General features: G+C 60.5%; 15 protein-coding genes. 8 read left to right on the top strand and 7 right to left on the bottom strand.

From position 1 onward, the window contains the following. Positions 1–6: 6 nt before the first annotated feature. Positions 7–858 (top strand): nucleoside triphosphate pyrophosphohydrolase, encoded by an 852-nt coding sequence (gene mazG / locus KQI84_12310; protein ID MCB2155661.1) that lies wholly within the window; start codon positions 7–9, stop codon positions 856–858. 33 nt (positions 859–891) lie between these two features. Here the strand turns inward: mazG and KQI84_12305 are convergent, their stop codons facing one another. Further along, positions 892–1,350, bottom strand: a complete 459-nt coding sequence (locus tag KQI84_12305; GenBank protein ID MCB2155660.1) for a DUF4870 domain-containing protein — start codon at positions 1,348–1,350, stop codon at positions 892–894. Between the two features lie 213 nt (positions 1,351–1,563). Here KQI84_12305 and KQI84_12300 point away from each other — a divergent pair, with 213 nt between their 5' ends. The 3 genes from KQI84_12300 (at position 1,564) to KQI84_12290 (ending at position 4,248) form a co-directional block, all read left to right on the top strand. Then, the gene (locus tag KQI84_12300; GenBank protein MCB2155659.1) at positions 1,564–1,845 is read left to right on the top strand and encodes a DUF507 family protein; all 282 of its coding nucleotides are present in this window, start codon (positions 1,564–1,566) and stop codon (positions 1,843–1,845) included. 11 nt (positions 1,846–1,856) lie between these two features. Then, complete coding sequence (locus KQI84_12295; protein ID MCB2155658.1) at positions 1,857–3,353, top strand: ABC transporter permease; 1,497 nt, start codon at positions 1,857–1,859, stop codon at positions 3,351–3,353. 376 nt (positions 3,354–3,729) lie between these two features. Continuing rightward, on the top strand, positions 3,730–4,248 hold the full coding sequence (locus tag KQI84_12290) for a GxxExxY protein (protein MCB2155657.1): 519 nt from the start codon (positions 3,730–3,732) through the stop codon (positions 4,246–4,248). A 55-nt stretch (positions 4,249–4,303) separates the two neighbouring features. Here KQI84_12290 and KQI84_12285 read toward each other — a convergent pair whose 3' ends face one another. The 3 genes from KQI84_12285 to dapF all read right to left on the bottom strand — a co-directional run bounded on the left by KQI84_12285 (position 4,304) and on the right by dapF (position 7,923). Continuing rightward, the gene (locus KQI84_12285) at positions 4,304–5,437 is read right to left on the bottom strand and encodes an endonuclease/exonuclease/phosphatase family protein (GenBank protein MCB2155656.1); all 1,134 of its coding nucleotides are present in this window, start codon (positions 5,435–5,437) and stop codon (positions 4,304–4,306) included. A gap of 214 nt (positions 5,438–5,651) precedes the next feature. Further along, positions 5,652–6,818, bottom strand: coding sequence for a hypothetical protein (locus tag KQI84_12280; GenBank protein ID MCB2155655.1), 1,167 nt, complete (start codon positions 6,816–6,818; stop codon positions 5,652–5,654). 229 nt (positions 6,819–7,047) lie between these two features. Beyond that, positions 7,048–7,923, bottom strand: coding sequence for a diaminopimelate epimerase (gene dapF, locus KQI84_12275; protein MCB2155654.1), 876 nt, complete (start codon positions 7,921–7,923; stop codon positions 7,048–7,050). A 128-nt stretch (positions 7,924–8,051) separates the two neighbouring features. Between dapF and sppA the strand changes: the two genes are divergently transcribed. From sppA to KQI84_12260, 3 genes are all read left to right on the top strand, one after another. Beyond that, positions 8,052–9,029: a signal peptide peptidase SppA gene (gene sppA / locus KQI84_12270; protein MCB2155653.1), complete on the top strand. Its 978-nt coding sequence runs from the start codon at positions 8,052–8,054 to the stop codon at positions 9,027–9,029. A gap of 84 nt (positions 9,030–9,113) precedes the next feature. Beyond that, positions 9,114–10,016, top strand: coding sequence for an acetyl-CoA carboxylase, carboxyltransferase subunit beta (accD, locus tag KQI84_12265; protein MCB2155652.1), 903 nt, complete (start codon positions 9,114–9,116; stop codon positions 10,014–10,016). A 143-nt stretch (positions 10,017–10,159) separates the two neighbouring features. Beyond that, complete coding sequence (locus KQI84_12260; GenBank protein MCB2155651.1) at positions 10,160–14,602, top strand: hypothetical protein; 4,443 nt, start codon at positions 10,160–10,162, stop codon at positions 14,600–14,602. A 74-nt stretch (positions 14,603–14,676) separates the two neighbouring features. Here the strand turns inward: KQI84_12260 and KQI84_12255 are convergent, their stop codons facing one another. The 3 genes from KQI84_12255 to KQI84_12245 form a co-directional block, all read right to left on the bottom strand. Continuing rightward, complete coding sequence (locus KQI84_12255; protein ID MCB2155650.1) at positions 14,677–15,873, bottom strand: hypothetical protein; 1,197 nt, start codon at positions 15,871–15,873, stop codon at positions 14,677–14,679. Between the two features lie 30 nt (positions 15,874–15,903). Then, positions 15,904–16,254, bottom strand: coding sequence for a hypothetical protein (locus tag KQI84_12250; protein MCB2155649.1), 351 nt, complete (start codon positions 16,252–16,254; stop codon positions 15,904–15,906). 96 nt (positions 16,255–16,350) lie between these two features. Continuing rightward, complete coding sequence (locus tag KQI84_12245; protein MCB2155648.1) at positions 16,351–17,775, bottom strand: MFS transporter; 1,425 nt, start codon at positions 17,773–17,775, stop codon at positions 16,351–16,353. A gap of 253 nt (positions 17,776–18,028) precedes the next feature. Here KQI84_12245 and KQI84_12240 point away from each other — a divergent pair, with 253 nt between their 5' ends. After that, entirely contained in the window at positions 18,029–20,431 is a 2,403-nt protein-coding gene (locus KQI84_12240) for a PBP1A family penicillin-binding protein (protein ID MCB2155647.1), read from the top strand. The last annotated feature ends 21 nt before the right edge of the window (positions 20,432–20,452 follow it).

The following is a 20,452-nucleotide window of genomic DNA, read 5'->3' as shown; positions in this document are numbered from 1 at the left end:
AGTTTGATGTCTGAGAGCGAAAACAAGAACCAATCCGCGGGCAGACCTGCACCGGATAATCCCGATCAGTTCCGCCGCCTAGTGGAAATCATGGAGTGCCTTCTGGCTCCCGACGGTTGTCCGTGGGATCGGGAGCAAAGCCACCGTACCTTGCGGCCGTATGTGGTCGAGGAAGCCTACGAAGTCTGCGAGGCGATTGATCTCGAAGACTGGGATGAGCTGCGCGCCGAACTAGGAGACCTGGGATTGCAGATCGTGTTTCACTCCGCGCTCGGAAAGCGCGAAGGCCTGTTCGATGTCGACGACGTTTATCGCGGCGTTTGCGAAAAACTGATCCGCCGCCACCCGCACGTGTTCGGCGAGGTGACCGCGGACGACGCCGGCACGGTGCTGAAGAATTGGGAAGCGATCAAGCGTCAGGAACGCGAAGAGAAGAGGGACGGAGACAGGCCCGTTTCCGCTTTGGATGGTGTCCCGAAGGCACTGCCCGCTTTGCAGCGCGCGCAGCGTCTACAGACAAAAGCCGCGCGTGTTGGGTTCGATTGGAGCACCATCGGCCCGGTGTGGTCGAAGATCCATGAAGAGATCGATGAGCTGCGCGAGCAGCACGATCTGATGGATCCGGAGAAGATCGAGGACGAGTTGGGCGACCTGTTCTTCGCGCTCGTGAATCTTGCTCGCTTCCTGAAGGTTGATCCGGAACAGGCATGCCACAGCACAAATGCGAAGTTCACGCGGCGATTCCACTACATCGAGGCACGCGCCCGCGAAATGGGCCGAAAACTCGAGGAAATGACGCTCGAGGAAATGGACGTGTTGTGGGAAGAATCGAAGCGGAAGGAAAAAGGCAAAGAATGAAAAGGCGGGGCCCGAAAGCCCCGCCCGATTTCTTTATTCCTCCGGCGGCTGCGGCGGAGGAGGATTCTGCGGGTGCTCCGCACTCGGCGGCGTGTCCGAAACGCGGACGGAACCGCCAAGGTCGACATTCACGAAACGAGTTGTGAAGGGGTACTCGTAGATCAGGCCGTCGTTCGCCTTGATCGTGGCGATGATAGTGTAGCCGAGACCGATGACAACGACGCCCAAGTAAAGAACCGCTCCAAAGCCACATGTTACAACCGAGATGAGCGTGACAATAAGCCAGAGAGCGGCCATGCCAATCTGGAAAAAAAGCGCCTCCATACTCTGCTTTGCGATGTACTTCGATTCATCCTTCTTGATCGCCCAGATGATCAGAGCGCCGATAAACCCCGTGAAGACACCCAAGAGATGCGCAAGCATCCCCATGGTCTTCTCATCCGGCGTTGGGGCGTCCGGGGGCGGGAAGCTGTTACCACCAAAATCATTCATTCAAAATCCTCCATGACTCGAGAAAAACGTCGCGCTAAGGCGACGAACGGTTTCGTTGACTGCTATACTGCTATCATCGCACGCGTGGCCGGTGGGCTGCAATGGTCAACTTGGAGATTGAATGAGCGGAACCACCATCGATTTGTCCCTTGAACCGGACGCCGATTCCCCGAACAGTGGCGGTGTGCCCATCCCCAAACCGGAGCGTCCCCCATGCGGCTGTCGGAAGAACGCATTCACCACCTGGCGAACAAGATGGCGAAAGAGATGATCCGGGACGGCGCCGTGGATCGGAAGGTCGGGACGGAGAACCTGGCCACGCTGATCGCTCAGGTTATGATCAACGATCTGCGACGCGAGGATGAGATCGACGAAGAGGTGCGTGGGATGCTGGCGCGCCAACGCAACCTGCCGCCCCAGGGCACCGGCGAATACGAAGCCATGTTCCAGAAGCTGAAGCAGGACGTCGCCGCCAAGCGCGGCTATCCACTCTGAGAGATCACGCGATGGGCTCCCTGCTCGAGGCCCGAGGCCTGTCCCTCCAGATCGGCTCGGCGGCGCTGCTGGATGCCGCGGACCTGACGATTGTGTCGGGCGAATGGGTCGCGCTCGCAGGCCCGAGCGGTTCCGGCAAGTCGCGCCTGCTGGCGGGGCTGCTGGGATTTGAACCCGGCCTGACGGGAAACGTGCGTGTGGATGGACGCTCCCCCGCCGCGCGACATTGGCCGCCAAACGGCGAGTATTACGATTCCATCGCGGCGGTGTTTCAGGAGAATGCGCTCCTTGATGAGCTAACCGTCGCGGAAAACCTGGAAGCTGCCGGAGCCACGCCCGAGCGTGTACGCGAACTGCTCACACGCGCTCGATTGGATCCGGATGCAGATGCAGACAAGTTGCCGTCCGCGCTGAGCGGTGGAATGGCGCGACGAGTGGCTCTCGCGCGCGCCCTCGTGCGCCCTCCGAAGTTGCTCGTTCTGGACGAGCCCCTGGCCGGTGTCGACCCAGGCACCCGCGATGTGCTGGTTGCCTGGCTGAAAGAGGTTCGCCGCGAGCATCCGAATATGGCGGCAATCGTCGTGGCGCACGAGTTGGACGTCCTGACAGGGTTGTGCGATCGCGCCCTTGTGCTTCGCCCAACAGATCGAGCCATGGTCGACGTGCCGATTGAAAAACTGGGGACGGAGTTAGAAAGCGCGGCGGCGGCTTCACCACATCGCCCGGCTTCTCCCCCGCCGGCGTCGCTCGCGGAGGAATTGCGCCGCCAGGCCCGCGAGGTCGGCACGGCTCTTTGGGAAGGCGTATTGTTGCTACCGCGGCTGCTGCTTGGCCTGCCGGCGGGAATGATGCACGGCCGATTCGTGGAATTCGCCCTGCGCTATGGCTTTCTGTCTCTGCCGTTCATCCTGATCGTGAACCTGATCGTCGGACTGTCGCTCGTGATCCAGACGGAAAGCGTGCTATCGCCCCTGCGAATGTCGAATCGCATTCCGGAGGCGATGGCGCGGTCTGTGGTCCAGGGATTTGGACCGCTGCTGGTTGCACTGCTGATGGCCGGGCGCGCGGGATCGTCTCAGTGCAGCGAGGTCGGCATGAAGCGCCTGTCGCGCCAGTGGGAAGGGCTTTGGCTCTCAGGGCACGATGCCGATCGCGAGTTGTTCGGCCCACGAGCGGCAGCGCTGATGATCGTGCTGCCGGTGCTGGTCCTGGTCGGCGAAGCGGCCGCGCTGTTTAGCGGCGCGCTGTACTACATCCTGCCCGGTCAATCGACACTGACCGTCACGTTCTATCTCAGCGACCTGGTTCAGCAGATCGCCGCGCGCGATGTGGCTGTCGGGATGCTGAAGGGTCTTCTGGCCGGCTTCGGGATTTCGCTGTGCGCCTACGTCGTCGGCCGCCGCCCGCCGCGCTCCAGCGAAGACATCGGCCAGGCCACGACGCTCGCCACGACGCTTTCCGCAGCCGCAGTCATCGTAATCGACTTCGTGGTGAATCTGCTGGTGTGAAGACCAACGAGACGTCTGGACAAGAGGTGTGATGAGCCTGCACCCAAATGAGATTACCGGGCAAATCGTGGATGCCAGCTTCCACATCCACAAGGAACTGGGGCCAAGTCTGCACGAGAGCGCGTATGAAAGGGCGCTGGAGATGAGTCTAAGGCAGAGGGGATTCTTGACCCAACGTCAAGTGCCTGTGCCGGTCGTTTGGGACCATGAAGAATTGGGAGAAGCGTTTCGAGCGGACTTGATCGTTGATGACAGAGTCATTGTCGAAATCAAGGCGATTGAGAAGTTGGCACCGGTACATGCGAAGCAACTCATCACTTATCTTCGACTGACAGGCATGACGCTGGGCTTGCTTCTGAATTTCGGTGCTCCATACATGAAGGACGGAATCCGCCGACTGGTGAATGGCTTTGATGAGAGCCCTGGCGCCAGTGAGTTTCCTTGTCGCAGTGACAAGCACTCCGCGCAGAGGCGCAAAGACGCAGAGGGGCGAGCATCCGAACATCTTGAGGTAGGCGAGAACGAGTCAGCAGGACTCATTCTGGACTCCGCCTACACAATCCATAGCTCGCTCGGACCAGGTCTTCTTGCAAGCGTCTATGAAAGAGCCTTGGAAGCGGAACTGCTCAATGCTGGGTGCCGAGTCGACCGACAGGTGCCATTCGCACTCAACTGGGACGGCAAAGACTTGGGCGAGGCATTTCGAGCAGACCTGGTTGTCAACGGGCGAGTGCTCGTTGAAGTCAAATCGCAGGAGATTCTCGTGCCCGTCTGCGCCAAGTGTGTCTCGACATACCTGAAAATCTCAGGGCTCCGGCTGGGACTCCTGCTGAATTTCGGCTCACCGCTGCTCAAAGACGGAATCACGCGGGTCGTGCATGGCCTTCCAGACTAGGTACGAGGCAGCCTCTCTGCGTCTTTGCGTCTCTGCGCGACCCCGTCTTTTTTCGTCACTCCATGACGTCGACCCACACCAGGCGATGGTCGCTTGCGTGTTCGGCGAAGGTGCAGCCGATCAGGTCCTCGTCTGCGGCCGGCCAGAAGACGCCAGCGCCGGTCACATTGAGCGTGCGGCTCGGCAGCGCGTAGTCGAGGCGCGAGCCGTCGCGGTAGCCGTGCGTGTTCCATTCAAGGTTCGACGGCGGGCCGGCCGGGCGGCCGCGCAGCGCGCCGTTACTGACTTGGAATTCGATCGGATCGAAGACGCGTGGGTGATCGAGAAGTTGCTCGATCGAGTGCATATTCTCGTAGATCGATCCCCAACGCGGATCGGCGTTCATGTCCGCGAGCAGGACGAAGTGCTCGCCCTCGGCCAGGCCACCGTGTCGGCCGTTGTCATCGTAGATCGCGGAGTCGTTATTCAGGTAGTCGGCCCACAACTTGATCTCGTCGAAGTTCCGGCGGCCGTTGCGATCCTCGGGGCCATCGAATCCTTGCGGGGTCGGATGGCTGATCAGCACATGAACCGTCGTGCCATTGAGGAGCACGGGCACGTCCCAGTGCGACTTGCTGGACAGGCGGGCAACCTCAAGGCCTTCGGGCGTAAACAACTCGTCGATCAAGTGATTGCCGGGTAGGTCCTTCCAGAGGAACTTCTGCATCGTGCGGGCATTCTCGGCGTCGATCGGATACTGGGACAGCAACACCATCGAATACTGACCCGGGTAGTTGCCAAATCCAAACGCATCGCCGCCGTAGATGCGCGAGCCTTCGTCCTCGGCGGTCGCGATCTTGCCGTCCATGTTCAGGTCCTGGCCGGAGACGATCCCAGTGTTGCTGGGGGCCGCGTAGGTGTACGGGTAATCAATCGGATGATCGCCGTGCATGAGGTAGTTCTCAATATAGCGCCGGGCGTTCAAATCCAACGCCGCGCCGGGCGTGCGGTAGTCGTGATCGATCTCAAGAATGGCGAGCACATCGGGGCGAACACGCTGGACGATGCGTGCCGAGGTCACACCGCGGGGGTCGATGCCCACTCCGTCTTCATCAACGTTCGTCAGGATTTCGGTGTCCAGCTCCTGGATGTTGAAGACGGCGATTCGAAATGCCCCCTTGGCCGGTGGCTCCACGCGCGGAGCATTCATTGCGCATCCTCCCAGAAAAGCGATCGTTGCCAGAATCAGTGATAGTCTCAAGTAAACCTGCACGATGGTGTCTCCTTCTCATCATAAAAGAAGGAACGGTATCCGACTGGCGCACGACGACGCAAGACATTGTTGGGGGAGAGTGAGGCGATCAAAGAACTGCCGCCCCGGCGAACCGGGGCGGCAGGTGAAACGTCAGACTGTCAGGTGAGGATCAGTACATGTTCCAGTTGTCGACGTTGGAGCCGCCATCCAGGAAAGACCGGATGCCGGACAGCTTCAACGCGCCATTGCCATTAGATGTGCCCTGGCGGGTGAAGTAGAAGTCATCGTTGCCATCCACGCCGCCGGGCGTGCCGTCGAAGTAGAAGAGGTTGCCGGACGGGATCAGAGCCGTACCTGCGGCGACGACATCGCTATCGAGTGCCATCTCGTCAATGTTGGTCAGCGGAGTCACGGACGAGCCATCGGCGGCAACAACAGCGACAAAGTTCGGGAAATTGACGTCGTCGCTGCTGAACACATTGTAGACAATAATCGAATCATCGGACAGGACGTCGATGAACATATTGCCGATTCCGTAGGTGTTCGGATCGGCACCGACGCCGGTGATGATGTCGTTGCTGGTGATCAGGATGTCGGCTGTTCCCGTTTCGGTCACGCGAAGGAGGGTTCCGCCGAGCGCGCCCTGGTTCGAGCTGTAGCCTTGCGAGAAGATCACGTCGCCATCGGACTGGACGGCGATATCAATCGGGTTGAAGGCGTTCGTCGTGGCATCCACGTAGTCGGGATGAGCGGAGAGCGCGGTCTGCAGCGTCGCTTCGGTGGCAAGAACAGTGGGCGTTGCGCCACTCGCGGTGAGAGCAACATACTGAAGGTCATGGTTCGCATGGAAGAAGGAGTTCATGATCATCAGGCGAGAGTTCTTCTCGTCGACGGCGATCTTACCAAGATCTCCGGTCGAGTCGAGGACCATGTCCGTAGCCGCCGTGGCGAAGCCGGCCGGATCGATCTGCCAAACGCGATTTGCTGTTCCATCATACATCAAGCAGTAGACGTTGCCTGCGGCGTCGATGGCCATGTCGCCAGCCGAAGCGGAGGCGCCGCCAGACAATTCACTCTCGGTCGCAAACACGGCCGCCGAGCCACTGGTGTAGGACAGAATTCCATCCATCGCGCTGATAGAGTCAAATATATACTGGGTCGTCCCAGCGCTGTTGCTGACGATTCCGTTGAATTCGGCAGCGCCACCGGAGCCGGTCACGGCGGCGGCGGCGTCCTGCAGGAACAGAACTTCCACATCGAGCGGCGATGCCGGCTGGGCCTGAAGGGCGCCGGCGACCAGCAGAGAAGCTGCTGCCATACCTAATACTTTCTTCATCGATAATTCTCCTGTCTCAGTAGTGTATACCCGCGCCGGGCGCGGGTCTTCCAATAAAGGCCTAAGACACGAATAGTGACTGCACCCCCTGGCCGTGTCAACCTGATCGTGTTCAAGAAGGACACTTTTTGCGGATCTCGCGCTAAGTGTCCAGACCGGCCTTTATCTGCTCCAAAGACTGCCTGGAATTTGGCGGTCATGCAATCGAAGAAGGCGAGCTAACGGCTTTCTAGCGGTCCATTTTTGGAATACTCGGGAGATCTTCAGTCAAATCAGCAATGTCAACTGTTGTCGCAAAAACGCGTCGAGCGGGGCCTTCGAGATGAACGCCTGTGGTGTTTTCCGCCTGAGATGTGAATGAGATGTTCAGGCGATCCCCACTGGTTGGTATGACACCAATCCGATTCGGGCCTGGACGGCCTTTTCGATGCGCGAAGCAAATTGCAGAAGCCACGGCGCCCGTGCCGCAGGCGAGCGTTTCGCCCTCGACGCCGCGCTCGTAGGTGCGAATCCGCACGACTTCCGGGTCTGCAGCGTCGGGCTGGGCAAAATTGACATTTGTACCCGCGGGTTGAAACTCCGGATGGAACCGCAATGCCCGACCCCACTCGTCGATCGCAGCATTGGCAAGATCATCGACCCAGACAATCAAGTGGGGAACCCCCGCGAGGAGGAATGAGCAATCCCACTCGCGCCCCAGCGCTTCGAGCGTGAGATCGCGCGGCGTCGCCGGGATATCGGGGAAGGCGACGCTGACACGGCTGCCGGAGACTTCGGCCGAGTACACGCCGGCTTCGGTCAGGAACCGCATCGAGGCCCCGGCCGCGCCGACCTGGTGGGCAAAACGAGCCAGGCAGCGCGCCCCGTTGCCGCACATTTCGGCCTCTCCCCCATCGGCATTGTAGTACCGCATGCGGAAGTCGAGCCCGTCCTCGGGAGATGGCTGAAGGAGCATCAATCCATCGGCGCCGATGCCGCGACGCCGGTCGCAGAGTAACTGGATCAGGCGGCGTCCCTCTTCCCCCGCGGGAAAGCGATCCTCCCGATCGTCGAGGATCACGAAGTCGTTTCCTGCGCCTTCGAATTTGTGCAGCTCGAATTCCACTGATACGCCCCCGGAGTTTGGCAACTGGCCGCCCTTTGCACTCTGTGGTTGCGGATTGTGCGGCCGGCGTGACCTGCTGGGCAGACCTTGAGTCAAGACGATGCCGTTTCGATAGGAGAATTCAGATCATGACGAGAAAAACGCCGCTCCTGGGACTTCTGTTGGGGTTTGTCCTTCTGCTGCAGGGCTGCGTGATCATTCCAATCAGCCTGCCCACCATGCCGACCGACCAGATGGTCATGTACAAGGAAGGTAAGGGACGCGACAAGGTGGCGATCATCGACGTGTCCGGCGTGCTGACATCCGGAGGCGCCTCGGAATCCTTCTTCGGAAGCGACAGCTCGGTTGTGAGCCTGACGAAGAAGCTCGACGTGGCCCGCGAGGACAAGCATGTCAAAGCGATCATCCTGCGCGTCGATTCCCCGGGCGGGGGCGTCACGGCCAGCGACATCATGTACCGCGAGTTGATGCGCTTCAAGCAAGAGCGCGATATTCCGATTTACGTCTCGATGCAGAACCTGGCGGCTTCCGGCGGGTACTATATCTCGATGGCTGGCGATCGTATCTATGCCCACCCGACGTCAATCACCGGCTCGATCGGCGTGATCGCGATGTTCCCGGAGGTCAAGGGACTGATGGACATGGCCGGGGTGAAGATGAACGCCATCCGCACAGGCGAGATGAAGGACGCCGGCGCATTCTACGATCACATGACGGACGCGGAGCGCGAGCTCTACACGGACGTGATCCAGGACATGTACAGCCAGTTCCTGGCCGTGATCGAGAAGAACCGCACGAACCTGACCCACGACGAACTGCTGGCGGCCGCCGACGGTCGCATTTACACGGCGAAGCAGGCGCTGGACAAGGGCCTGATCGATGGCGTCGCCTACCTGGATGAAGTCATTGAAATGGCAAAAAAGGATGTCGGCAAGGACCCGGACGTGGTGCTGATCATGCGGAGCAGTCGGGAAGAAGTCTCGACGGCCTATGCCTCGTCGAAGGCCCCGGAGACGGGCGGCACGCAGTTCAACCTCTTCAATATGAATCTGGACACCTTCGGCGCCCCCTCGACCGAGGTCTTCCAGTACATGTGGAGACCGTGAGAGAGGATTGACGGCGTTGCCGTCTCTCCGCTACGAGAAACCCGTAATCTGGCAGCACAACGACCCCGTCAGGAAAGACCTCTCATGAGTTGGTTCCGTCGTCCCACTCCCGAGTTCATCACCATCTCGCCGGCGCGCAGCCGCGACCGCATTCCGAAGGACCTCTGGCACAAGTGCCCGGATGTGTCCTGCGGCTTCATCATGCGACAGAAGGACTGGGCGGAGAATTGGAAGGTGTGTCCGCGCTGCGGGCGGCACGAACGCCTGACCGCCGACGAGCGGCTTAATCTGCTGATCGATCCGGGCACCTTCGAGGAGACGAACGCGAATCTGACGTCCGGCGATCCCCTCGGGTTCGAGGACAGTAAGAAGTACACGGATCGTGTCCAGCAGGCCCGCAAGAAGATGGGCCGGAACGACGCCATCCTGACCGGCCGGGCGACGATCGGCGAAGTGCCGGTTTCGCTGGGCATCATGGACTTCTTCTTCATGGGCGGCTCGATGGGGTGCGTGGTCGGCGAGAAAGTCGCGCGCGCGATGGAACTGGCACTCGAGGAAAACCGGGTCTGTATCACGGTTGCCTCGACCGGCGGCGCGCGCATGCAGGAAGGCATCCTGTCGCTGATGCAGATGGCGAAGACGTCGATTCTCTGCAAGCGCATGCAGGAAAAGGGGATTCCGTACATCTCGATTCTGGCCGACCCGTCGACGGCGGGCGTCATGGCAAGCTACGCCTCGCTGGGCGACCTGATCATCGCGGAGCCCGGCGCCTACGTGGGCTTCGCCGGCCGACGCGTGATTGAGCAGACCATCCGCCAGTCCCTGCCGAAGAACTTCCAGACGGCCGAGTTCGTTCAGGAACACGGCTTCGTCGATATGGTGATCGAGCGCAAACAGATGCGACGAAAGATGATCCAGATTCTCCGCCAGATCCGGCACATGGAAGCGCTGCCGGACGACGAGGCGGAGGAAGGCTCCGAAGGCTGATTCCAGGGGGGCGAGGCGACTCGCCCCCCTATTCGATTGCACTATCCGTGGGGCACTTCGATTGACACTTCTGTCCCTCCGCCACACACTTCCTTCTACAAATCAAAGCAAGCTCGAAAAGTCTGTCCAGGAGGGTTGAGGACATGGAATTGACTTTTTTGACGGGGGTTTCCCGTCGACTGGCGCTCTTGTGCTGCGCCGCATTCTTGTTTATTGCGCCCGTCACTGCGCAGATCTCGTGGACGGAGCAGACCGGGCACGGGCTCTCCGGACAGGGCTACGACGCCGCGGATCCCGATGACGACAATGATACGGATCTGATGCTCGCGGCGGAAGGGACCGGGGCCGGCGCCATGTACTTCGTTGGCGATGGCGGCGCGACATGGACGGATGCGACGACGGCCGATATCCCGGGTTGGCCGACCTTCTCCAACATCTTCCTGCGCGACATCGACCTGGACGATCACGAGGAGGCATTCTTCCTCAGCAAAACCACCGAAGGCATCCACTTCTGCAAGTGGGAGAACAACGGCTGGCTGAAGTCCTACCCCATGTCGCCCGCGATGAATTACTCGACGCTGGATTTCGGCTACATCAATGGCGATACGATGCCCGTGGTGTTTGCGTCTCCGCCGAGCGCGGAGGGCGTAGACATCTTCAAGTTCGTCCCGGGCGGCGGAGGTGGCGGCTGGGATCGGACGGTGGGCGACACAAGTGGTCTGTCTGTGAAGTGGCTGGCCGTCGGCGACTTTGAGAAGGACGGCTTCCACGATGCCATGTGCGTGGATTCGACCGGCGCCCTCTTTCTCTTTCGATACGATGATCCAACGTGGATCGTCGATCGCAAGAACTTGCCTCAGGACCTGGGAATCACGATGTGCTGGTCCTTCGATTTCAACAAGGACAGCTACATGGATCTGTATGCTCTGGATGGGGATGGGACGTTGCTGATTCTGATGAATCGGGCAACGGATCCGTGGGAACTCGTTCACTCCGAAAAGAGCTATGTTTACAAGTGGCTCTCGGTCATGGATCACGACCGCGATGGGCACTACGATATTCTCGGAACCACCAATGACAGTCTCTTCATCCTGAGCGGTGAGGACGTTGAGAAGTGGGGCGCCCCCAAGGAGGCGGTGAAGGTCGGCGATGGAAACAAGTTTACGCGCTCATCGTTTGAGTTCCTGGATAACGATGTCTGGCCTGATATGATTGCCATCGAAAACGAGAAGGTTGTGCGCCTTTTCTACAGCCAGGACGGCGCACCGCCCGCGGGATGGGCGGACTTCAGACCGGACGGTTGGCTGACATACACAGCACCAACTTGCTCGGTACTGGTGGAAGATAACGTCGAGCTTTCCACGGGCACAGCGACCTTCGAGTACTCCACCGACAGCGGCGGCTCATGGAGCACGACTGCGCCCGTCGATGAAGTCATCTCATCGGACGAAAGCCACGCACTTCTTTCCACAACAGTGGCAGCCTTCGATTCAAACGGTAGCAACTATCGGATTCGATTCCACATCGAAGATGCGGCCGGCAACGTTGGCCACAGTCCCGAGTACACCGTGCGAATCGATATGGAGCCGCCGGGCTTGCCATCGCTGCTGTACACATTCCGGCATGAGCCGAATGCCTGGGGGCCGTGGAGCAAGATCGATCAGATTCGGTACTCGTGGCCGGCCAGCGAAGATGCGCACAGCGGCATCGCAGGCTATTCCGTGGTCGTGGATCAGAATCCCGACACCGAGCCGGATGACGTGACGGAATTCAGCATGGGTGCGCGTCTGCAAATGACCGAAGAGCTTGCCGATGCGACGGACTGGTACATCCACCTGCGAGCCGTCGACAACGCCGGCAATATCTCGGTCGGGACATTGCGAGACGGGCCGTTCTACATCGACACGCACCGGCCGGATCCCCCGACCTTCCATCTGGATGGGTACGTCAGTTGGCCCGACTGGGCAAACGCGCACACCACCTTCTCAATCACGCGTGGCGATGATGGTTTCACAGACGCTGTGGGGATGCGCTACTTGATCACGCACAATCCGACATCCGATCCGTCCGCAGGAATTTACTACGAGGGCGTCCGATTCTCCGACACAACCGAAGGGTACGACTGGACGGAACCGTGGTACCTGCATGCCGTCACTGTAGATCGAGCGGGGAACCTGTCGGACATCGCGCACTCCGATCCCCTGCGCGTCGATGTGTTCCCACCAGGTGGACTGATCTACGCCACGCCGGACGATGACACGGGAAGCCGCGTCCGTGTGGAAGTCTTCGACATTGGCGACCGCGGCAGCGGCTTGAACTACTGGCAGCTTTTCTTCCGCGAAGCCGGGATGACGGAATGGACGGAGTATGGGATCTACTACGATCACGCGCCGGAACAGACTGTCTTCTTTACTCCTCCAGACGTGAACACGGAATACCAGATCGCCGCCCAGTTCCACGATAATGTCGGACACAGTTCAACGATGACGGGTTGGCGCTCGACTCGATTCGAGAGAGATCTCGGCGTGAACATCGAAGTCGAGATTCCGCATTTGGGCGATTCTCCGACGTTCGAAGCACGCGCCGGCGCGAAGGTCTATCACAATGACGACTACGTGGGCGAAACGAATGCCGCCGGTGCCATTCGCGTTCCCGATGTCTATATCGGCGATCGCATTACGGCGCTCTACAAGGTCTACACGAAAGAATCCGATCGGAGAGATCGTGAAGAACTCGGCGGTTCGCCTTGGGCATACCACGTGTACTTGACAAACATCACCATTGGCGATGACGGCGAGATGACAGGGCACATCGTCAGCGATATGGGCAGCCCGATGGACCTGGTGCTGGAACGGCGCAATCCACTGATCGGCTTCCATCTTGTGATGGCAACGGATTGGAATCCGGATGGCATCTACTGGGAGTATATGCGCCACCAGATCGAACGGGCGAGCGATTACTTCTACAACGTCAGCGACGGACAGATGTTCCTTGAGCTGGTTGAGTTGTACGAGAATCGGTCGTTCTGGGACGATGGCGGCGATGGGCGCATTCACTTCCGAAACTACCGAGCGAATGCCAACATCAATGGGCTATATTCACGGTACTCCTGGAACAACATGGAATTCGCTGCCATCACGGACCATCGTACCTTCATCCACGAGATGGGGCACTACGCGCTGAATCTCTACGATGAATACATCACGCACTACAGTGACGATCTGTGGTACTGCGACGATTCGAACTGCACGCTGCAACGCCTCGATGAAGAATCTCCCTTTGCAGCTCACGGTCCGCTCTCGGCCTGCGTGATGGACAACCAGGGCGCCGCGTACAATTTCTGCGACGACGGCACTGGTAATGCTCACAATCACGAGACGGCGCAGGAGCGATATCGCAACGAGCCGTGCTGGGAGACGATCAAGGAAAACCTCAATGATTTCCTTCGGCCGACGCATTACCAGCGCTGGCTTCTGACACGCCCGGAGGAACGAGGCGGCCATGTGCCGGGGCCCGATGAGCTTCCGTGCGATGCCTGGGACCGCGTCTACATCTTCGACACACCGAGTTACTACGGCTACGGCGGCACGTTCCGCTTCCTGAAGGCGGACAGTACGCCGTGGGACAAACGCTCTGTGTTGCTTGAGCACGCCGACGGCTCATCGCTCTCCATGATGGCGACCGATGATTACGGCTACACGACGTTGCACAATATTTGGCCCTCGGACCGCGCCGTGATCCTGGAAGTGATCGAGGGGGCCGATGAGCCTGTGCTGCATTACTTCGATCTTCCGGATGATCGATACGGGGCGCGCACGTTGACGGAGAGCGCACGTGGTGCACCCGATCGGGCAAAGAAGCGCATGCTGACGCCGGATCGGGAACTGGCACTTGATGTGTCGCCGGGCACAACGGTAACGCTCATGCTTGTCAGCCTCACGTCGAGCGAAGAGCTGAGCGAACCGCCCCGCGCAACAATTCGCACCGAGCAGTTGGACGGCTGGGTGAAGACGATCGATCTTGAATGGAACGCCGGGGAGAGTGCCTACACGGCAGAGACGTCGCTGTGGGATGCCGATGCGCCGAGTGGATCCGTCGTCGTGGAGACGGTCGACTGGGAAGGCGAGCAGTTGGACATCATGAGCACGTTCCACTTCGTGCCGTTCAACGATGACAGCGCCGAAATCCATTGGGGGGCGTCGGGCGATCCACTGCGTATCTTCGGCACGGCCGGTGCCATTCCTTCCGGGACGGTCCTGAGCATTACGGAGGTGACGCGCCCCGCGCCGGCCGGCAAGAACGTTGTGCGTGGCCCATATCGCATCGTCAGTGCAGACGACAGTCCCATCGCCGGCAAGACGGGCGTGATGATCACGTACTCCGAGTACGTCGATCCGCTCTATCGAGTCGATCCATCAACGTTGGGGCTGTTCAAGTGGAATGAAACCACTTCGAGTTGGGATGCCCTGACATCGCATCACATCGAAGAGCGCGGCGAAGTCAGCGCGCCGATGACCGACTACGGCATCTTTGTGCTGGCTGGAGATCCGGACACGCCGGCACCGCGCGGGTGGATGTTCCACTAAAGAGTGTAACAAAGAAGCCGGCCTGTCGAACTCACTCGACAGGCCGGCATTTTTCCCAAGTCTGTGTTTCTTGCCTACACCAGGCGGAATCCGAGCAGCTTCAGCAACATCTCGAGCGGCATCGTCTGGTCTCCGCTGATGAGGAGATGGTGATTGCCGAGGATCTCGGTGGGCTGCGCTTCGACGTCGACAGCGATTTGTGTGCGGCAACGCGTTTCGACCGCTTCGGCGCTCGCGATCACGCCGCGAGTCAGATAGGCTGTCTTCAAGTCCGCTGCTAGGCGCAACAGCGTAACCGTCGACCCTTCTTCATACGTCCCGTGAATCGCGACGCTGCTGTCGCTTTCGAAGTGCGTCCGCAGTTCGACGGACTTCACATTTCCGGGCGGCACGGTGCAATGTGAGAACCAGAATCGATTGCCGGTGCGGAACGTCATGTTGGCCATCCAAGGCAACGGCACGTCGTCGGGCAATGCAGCCTGTGCAAACATCATCCCGAGTGCACTGCAAACATCGCCTTCGCAGGAAGCCGGCAGGCCGTTTTCAAGCAAGTCGGCCAGCGCGAGACAACCGCTGACGTGGTGAGTTTTCAGCAACGAGAAGCACTCGACGGCAACAGCGTCGAGTTGCTTGCTGCGGACGTATCGGCGCAGATTCCGACTGAACGCCAGCGCGCGCTCAAGTGCGTCCTCGCTGACCTCGTGCGTGTGCCGCGGAGCGTCCCGCCAAGGGCTTTCCTCTGACTTGTCCGGCGTCAGATCGATCGGCACGTTCGACCAGGGGATGCGCTCCAGCCGCACGCCGATGCGATCGCGGATGGCGGACTCGCTGGGGATCGATGCGACTAGCCATGCAGAGGGCATTCCAATGATGCCGAGGACCGATTGGCGCAACTTGCGCGCGGCACGTGCCGCGGCGATTGCCTGGCGAACCTGCTCGTGATTCTCCTCCGCCAGTGGCTCAAAGAGCACGGAGCGCCCGCGCCAACGGGCATACGCGCAGATTTCCGTCGCGGCGGCAAAGGCGTTCGCTTCCGCACCGGCCAGAATGACGGGCGGGATGGTGGCGCCTTCGAGTAAGCGGATGTAGTCGCCCTCCACGCCTCCGCTGCAAACGAGCACGACGTCCGCTTTGTCGGCATCAGTCGTGATTTCGACTCCGCCAGGAACGAACTGCTCGAGTCGACCAATGGCCAGATCGACGAGCGAGTCCACGGTCAGGTTTGATTTCAGCAGAAAAGCGGAGCACTCAGTCTTTGTCAGGGTTTCCATCAATGCCCTCCTGGGGGAAATGAAAGGCAATCAGCGCTGGCCGGCGAAGCGATCCTCTTCATCGCGGAACAGCACGTTGAAGGTTGTCATCGTGCCGTAGCAGCGCGTGATGTACTGCTGCAGCACGAGGCGATCCTCGTCATCCAGCTTTGGGTGATTGTTAATCTTCTGCTCCAACACGCGGAGGGACTCGCGCATCATCACGATCTTGTGAAAGAAGACCTCGACGTCGAGTTCCTTGGCTTTCAGGGATTCGTTCTCGGGCTGCAGGATCATCTTCCCGCCGTGCCACCGTCCGCCCAGTTTCTGGTGCGCCGGCCCAAACCACTCCTCCAAGGCATCTACAAAGATCTGGCGCAGTTCCTTGGGATCCAATTCCATGCGTTTCTCTCCTCAAACGATTCGCCTTCTTGAATCTTCAGATGAGAAGATGCGGCCGGAGAACGCAAGAAGAACCGGCGGGTGGCGTGCGGGATTTCAGGCGCCGCGCCGCGGAAAGAACAGCAGACGGCCTGTCGACATCAGTCGCGAGTAGAAGATGTTGCTGGACAGTTGCATCGTGTACAGCAGTCCGCGGCACCGGACATCGTGGATCCGGGCGAACAACAGCCCCGCACTCAGGCGACCGAGGGCTGAAACCAGCATCAGGATATGATAGTGGATGATGTGGATCGGACCGATATGAAGCTCGAATCCGCGCATCGCCTGGGCCAGGATGCCCCCAACGAGCGATCCGCAGAAGAGAAGCGCCCCATTGCTGATATTCAGCACGGCCAGGTAGTAAGTCCGTCCCTCGGGCGGCGAGTAGGAGAACGGCAGATTGAAGGCTGCGAGGTTGAAACCCGACCAGCCGATTCCACTGAGCGTGAAGACGAGCAGTACGAAGCCGCCGCCAAAAGATAGCGAAAGAATCCACGCGAAGGGCAACAATCCGATGATTGCCAGATTCAGGAGCAAGACCGATCGGATCCCGACCTTGTCCATGATCTGTCCCCAGAACGGGTTGAAGAACAAGCCGATCACCAGCCCATAGATCGAGTAGAGGCTGATGGTCGTGAAGTTGAGCTTCAGGTATTCCAGCATGTAAGCCGCGATGAACGGGGCCACCAGCCCGATGAAGAATTGGAAAATCCCGAACGCCTTGATGACCAGGAAGTACTCCCTGTTCATCAACGGCTTGCGCAGATTCGCGAAGAACTTATTCGTTTGGATCGGCGCCATGGGCGGCTCGTACTGGCGGCGCAGGGTCAATGCCGCGAGAACGGCGAAGAAGCACGCGATCAACAGGATGACCGCAAAGCCGGCGCGCTCGGCATCGTGCGCGCGGAAAAAGTCAACCGCCCATCCGCCCGCCAGCATCACGACGATGCTGACCATGTTCAGAACTCGGTTGCGATGCCCCCAGTAACGGCCGCGGAGACGCGCCGGCACGAGGTCGCTCATCCAACTCAGCCAGGAATTCCCGGCAAACCCACCGGCGAGAGATGAAGCGGCAAACAGCCCCACGAACCACCAGATTCGGGTCTCGGGATCGAGGGGAAGGAATGCCAGCGCCAGCATCGGCAGCCACAGCAGTCGCGACACGAGAGCACCGACAAACGTGATCGTCTTGCGCGATCCAACGCGCTCCGACAGCCACGCGCTGAAGACTCCCGGGATGTTTGCGAAGGCCGGCAGAGCACCGATCAGGCCAAGGTGGAAGTCCTTCAGCCCGAGCATCAGCGCGAATCCGGTCAGGAACGCCCCGGAAACCAGAATGATGTGAACATTGGCAAAACAGCCCTCGATCGTCGAGAGCGTCTGGCCCTGGCGAACATCCGAACCTCCGCCGGTCCTACCTCCCACGAAGAGCCGCCTCGCCCAGTTCCCTCGATTCGCCGGGCGGCGGCTTGATCCACTCATTGTTCTCGAGCCTCCATTCGATCCGCTCACGGAGCATGATCGAAGCCCTGCCCCGGAAGGAAATGCAAGCATGGATTCGGCGATTCGCAGATCGTCACTCGCTACGCCCGATATCTTGACTCCTTCCTGACAATCGCCTCATCTCGTCGAAACGCCCAGGCGCCATGGAACGCGGCGCCTGGCATTTTATGTTGCCGTTGTGCCCGACGGACCGGCAGGCATGCAGCGATAGCCTATCGTGGAGAGGACTGCCTTGGCGCGAGCCGGACAATCGAATGCAATGCTGGGCCACCTGCGATCTCGCGGGGCACAGGAACGCGCTGACGAGACGCCAGCCCCCCGCAGCCGTCGGCAAGGCTGTAACCGCCCCGCTCGTCTGGCCTGGTGGGTGGGCAGCCTGGCGATTCTTCTGGGAATCACGGTCAGCGGATTCGCGACCGGTGCCCTGGTCGCCTGGCTCGAGATGGCTCCTCCCATCGAGGCCTTCGAGCAATACGATCCCCCCCAAACGACCACACTGCTCGATCGCGATGGCCGGCCCATCGCGACAATGTTCGAGCAGCGCCGCCAGGTCGTGCACCTCGACGATCTGCCGGCGCATCTGCCGGAGGCGTTCATTGCGATCGAGGATGCGAATTACCGCCACCACATCGGCCTGGATCCCAAAGGCATCCTGCGCGCGGCGGTCATCAACGCCAGCCGCGGGACCTTGTCGCAGGGCGCCAGCACAATCACCCAGCAGTTGCCACGCAACCTGCTGCCGGAAATCGGCCGCGAGAAGACACTGCGCCGCAAGGTTCACGAGACGCTGATCGCGCTGCAGATGGAGCGGCGGTACTCCAAGGACCAGATTCTCGAAGTCTACCTGAATCAGATCTACCTCGGCAGCGGAAACTACGGCGTCGAGGCCGCGTCGCAGATGTACTTCGGCAAGTCCGCACGCGATCTGGAACTTTCAGAGAGCGCCCTGCTGGCGGGACTCCCCCAGTTGCCGGAGCGCTACTCGCCGCTGAACGATCCGGAAGCCGCGCTCCGCCGGCGCGAACAGGTACTGGCGCGGATGAAGGAACTGGGTTGGGTCGGAGAGGCGCAATATGCGCAGGCCAGTGAGGCCCCCCTGCGAGTTGCGGGGCCGACCCGAAGCGGCGCGGGAGATGCGGATTACTTCCTGGATGCCGTGCGGGCAGAGCTTGCGGCCGAACCGGCCTTGCTAGGCGAACGCGCCCGGGCCGCTGGGTGGACCGTTCGGACGACGATGGATGGCGAAGCGCAGAAGCTGGCGCTGGCTGCTCTCCGTGCGGGGCTGGACAAGGCCGAATCGGAGTGGCTGGCCACGCGCGCGGACCGATTCGCGTCAGCACGCGATGCCGCCGAGTGGTGGGAGACCCCCCGACCGGGGCAGGTTCGCATGGGCCGGGTTGTGCGCACGTTCCCGGGCTCTTTGGTCGTCGAACTCGCGGGCAGTTGGCGGGGCGATCTGAAAATTCCAGAAGCAACCGCGACTTACTTTGCCCATGTCGGCCCAGGCGATGGCGTTGACTTGGAAGTTCGCGAAGTCATGCCTGAGAAGGGTCTGTTCCGCGGCGATCTGCTCCCACAGACCCGCCTGCAAGGCGCACTGGTTTGCCTCGACAGCCGAACCGGCGAGATTCTGGCGCTGGCGGGTGGACGCGAGTGGGCAGATCGCGCCAACAACGGGTATTTTAACAGGGCGATGCGTGCGCGGCGCCAGGCCGGATCGACGCTGAAGCCGTTCTTCTTCGCCGCCGCGATGGAACGCGGAATGGCGCCCTGGACGATCTTCGACGATCAGCCGATCGAGTTCTCGAACGGCTACTCGCCGCGCAACTACGAGAACATTCACTTCGGCCCGACGTCGCTGCAGACAGCGCTCGAGCACTCCCGCAACGTTGTCACAATCCAGATGGTGCAGGAGGCTGGCTTGCGCGAGTGCATCCGGCGCGTTCGCGAGTTCGATGTCACGCCTGGCGCGCCGCACTGGGAAATGCCGGTCGAGTATCCCGTCGCGCTCGGGACATCAGGTGTCACGCCGCTGGAAGCTGCCGCGGCTTACCTTGCCTTTGCAAACGCCGGGGAGGCATCGGTCCCGACGGCGATTCGTTCTGTCCGCAGCGCGGAGGGCCATCCACTCGTCACGCACAAGCGCCAGCCGAAGGACCAGCTCAATTCGCGCACGGCGGCCTGGATGCAGCAGATGCTGGTCGGGGTCATGACGCGCGGCACGGGCAAACGCCTGCGCGAAATGCTGCCGGAGCAACTGCGCGACGCCGTCGCGGGAAAGACGGGCACGACCAGCGACAATCGCGATGCCTGGTTCGTGGGCTATACACCGGAGGCCGTCGTTGCCGTTTGGGTCGGCTTTGACCAGCCGCTTCCCCTGGGTGCCGGGCAAACCGGCGGACGGGCCGCCGGACCGATCTGGGCGCAATTTGTGTCGGATTATTGGACATCGCGATCGCACGCGCGCACCGAGCTGCCGATGCCGCGGGGATGGCGATTGGAATTGGTGGACTTCTCGACCGGTTGGGCGTCTGCTGCCGCAACGGCTGATGAAGAGGCTGTCTGGCGTGCCTACCCGGACGGAGAAATGCCGGAACCGGCTCCGCTGGCCGATGCGGCCATCATCACAGAATAATCAGAACTCAACTGAAGTGTA

It is taken from the genome of bacterium (genome assembly GCA_020444065.1).
Taxonomy (GTDB): Bacteria; Sumerlaeota; Sumerlaeia; order SLMS01; family JAHLLQ01; genus JAHLLQ01.
Note: the sequence above shows the minus strand (reverse complement) of the source record. Positions and strands in the feature narration are given on the sequence as shown.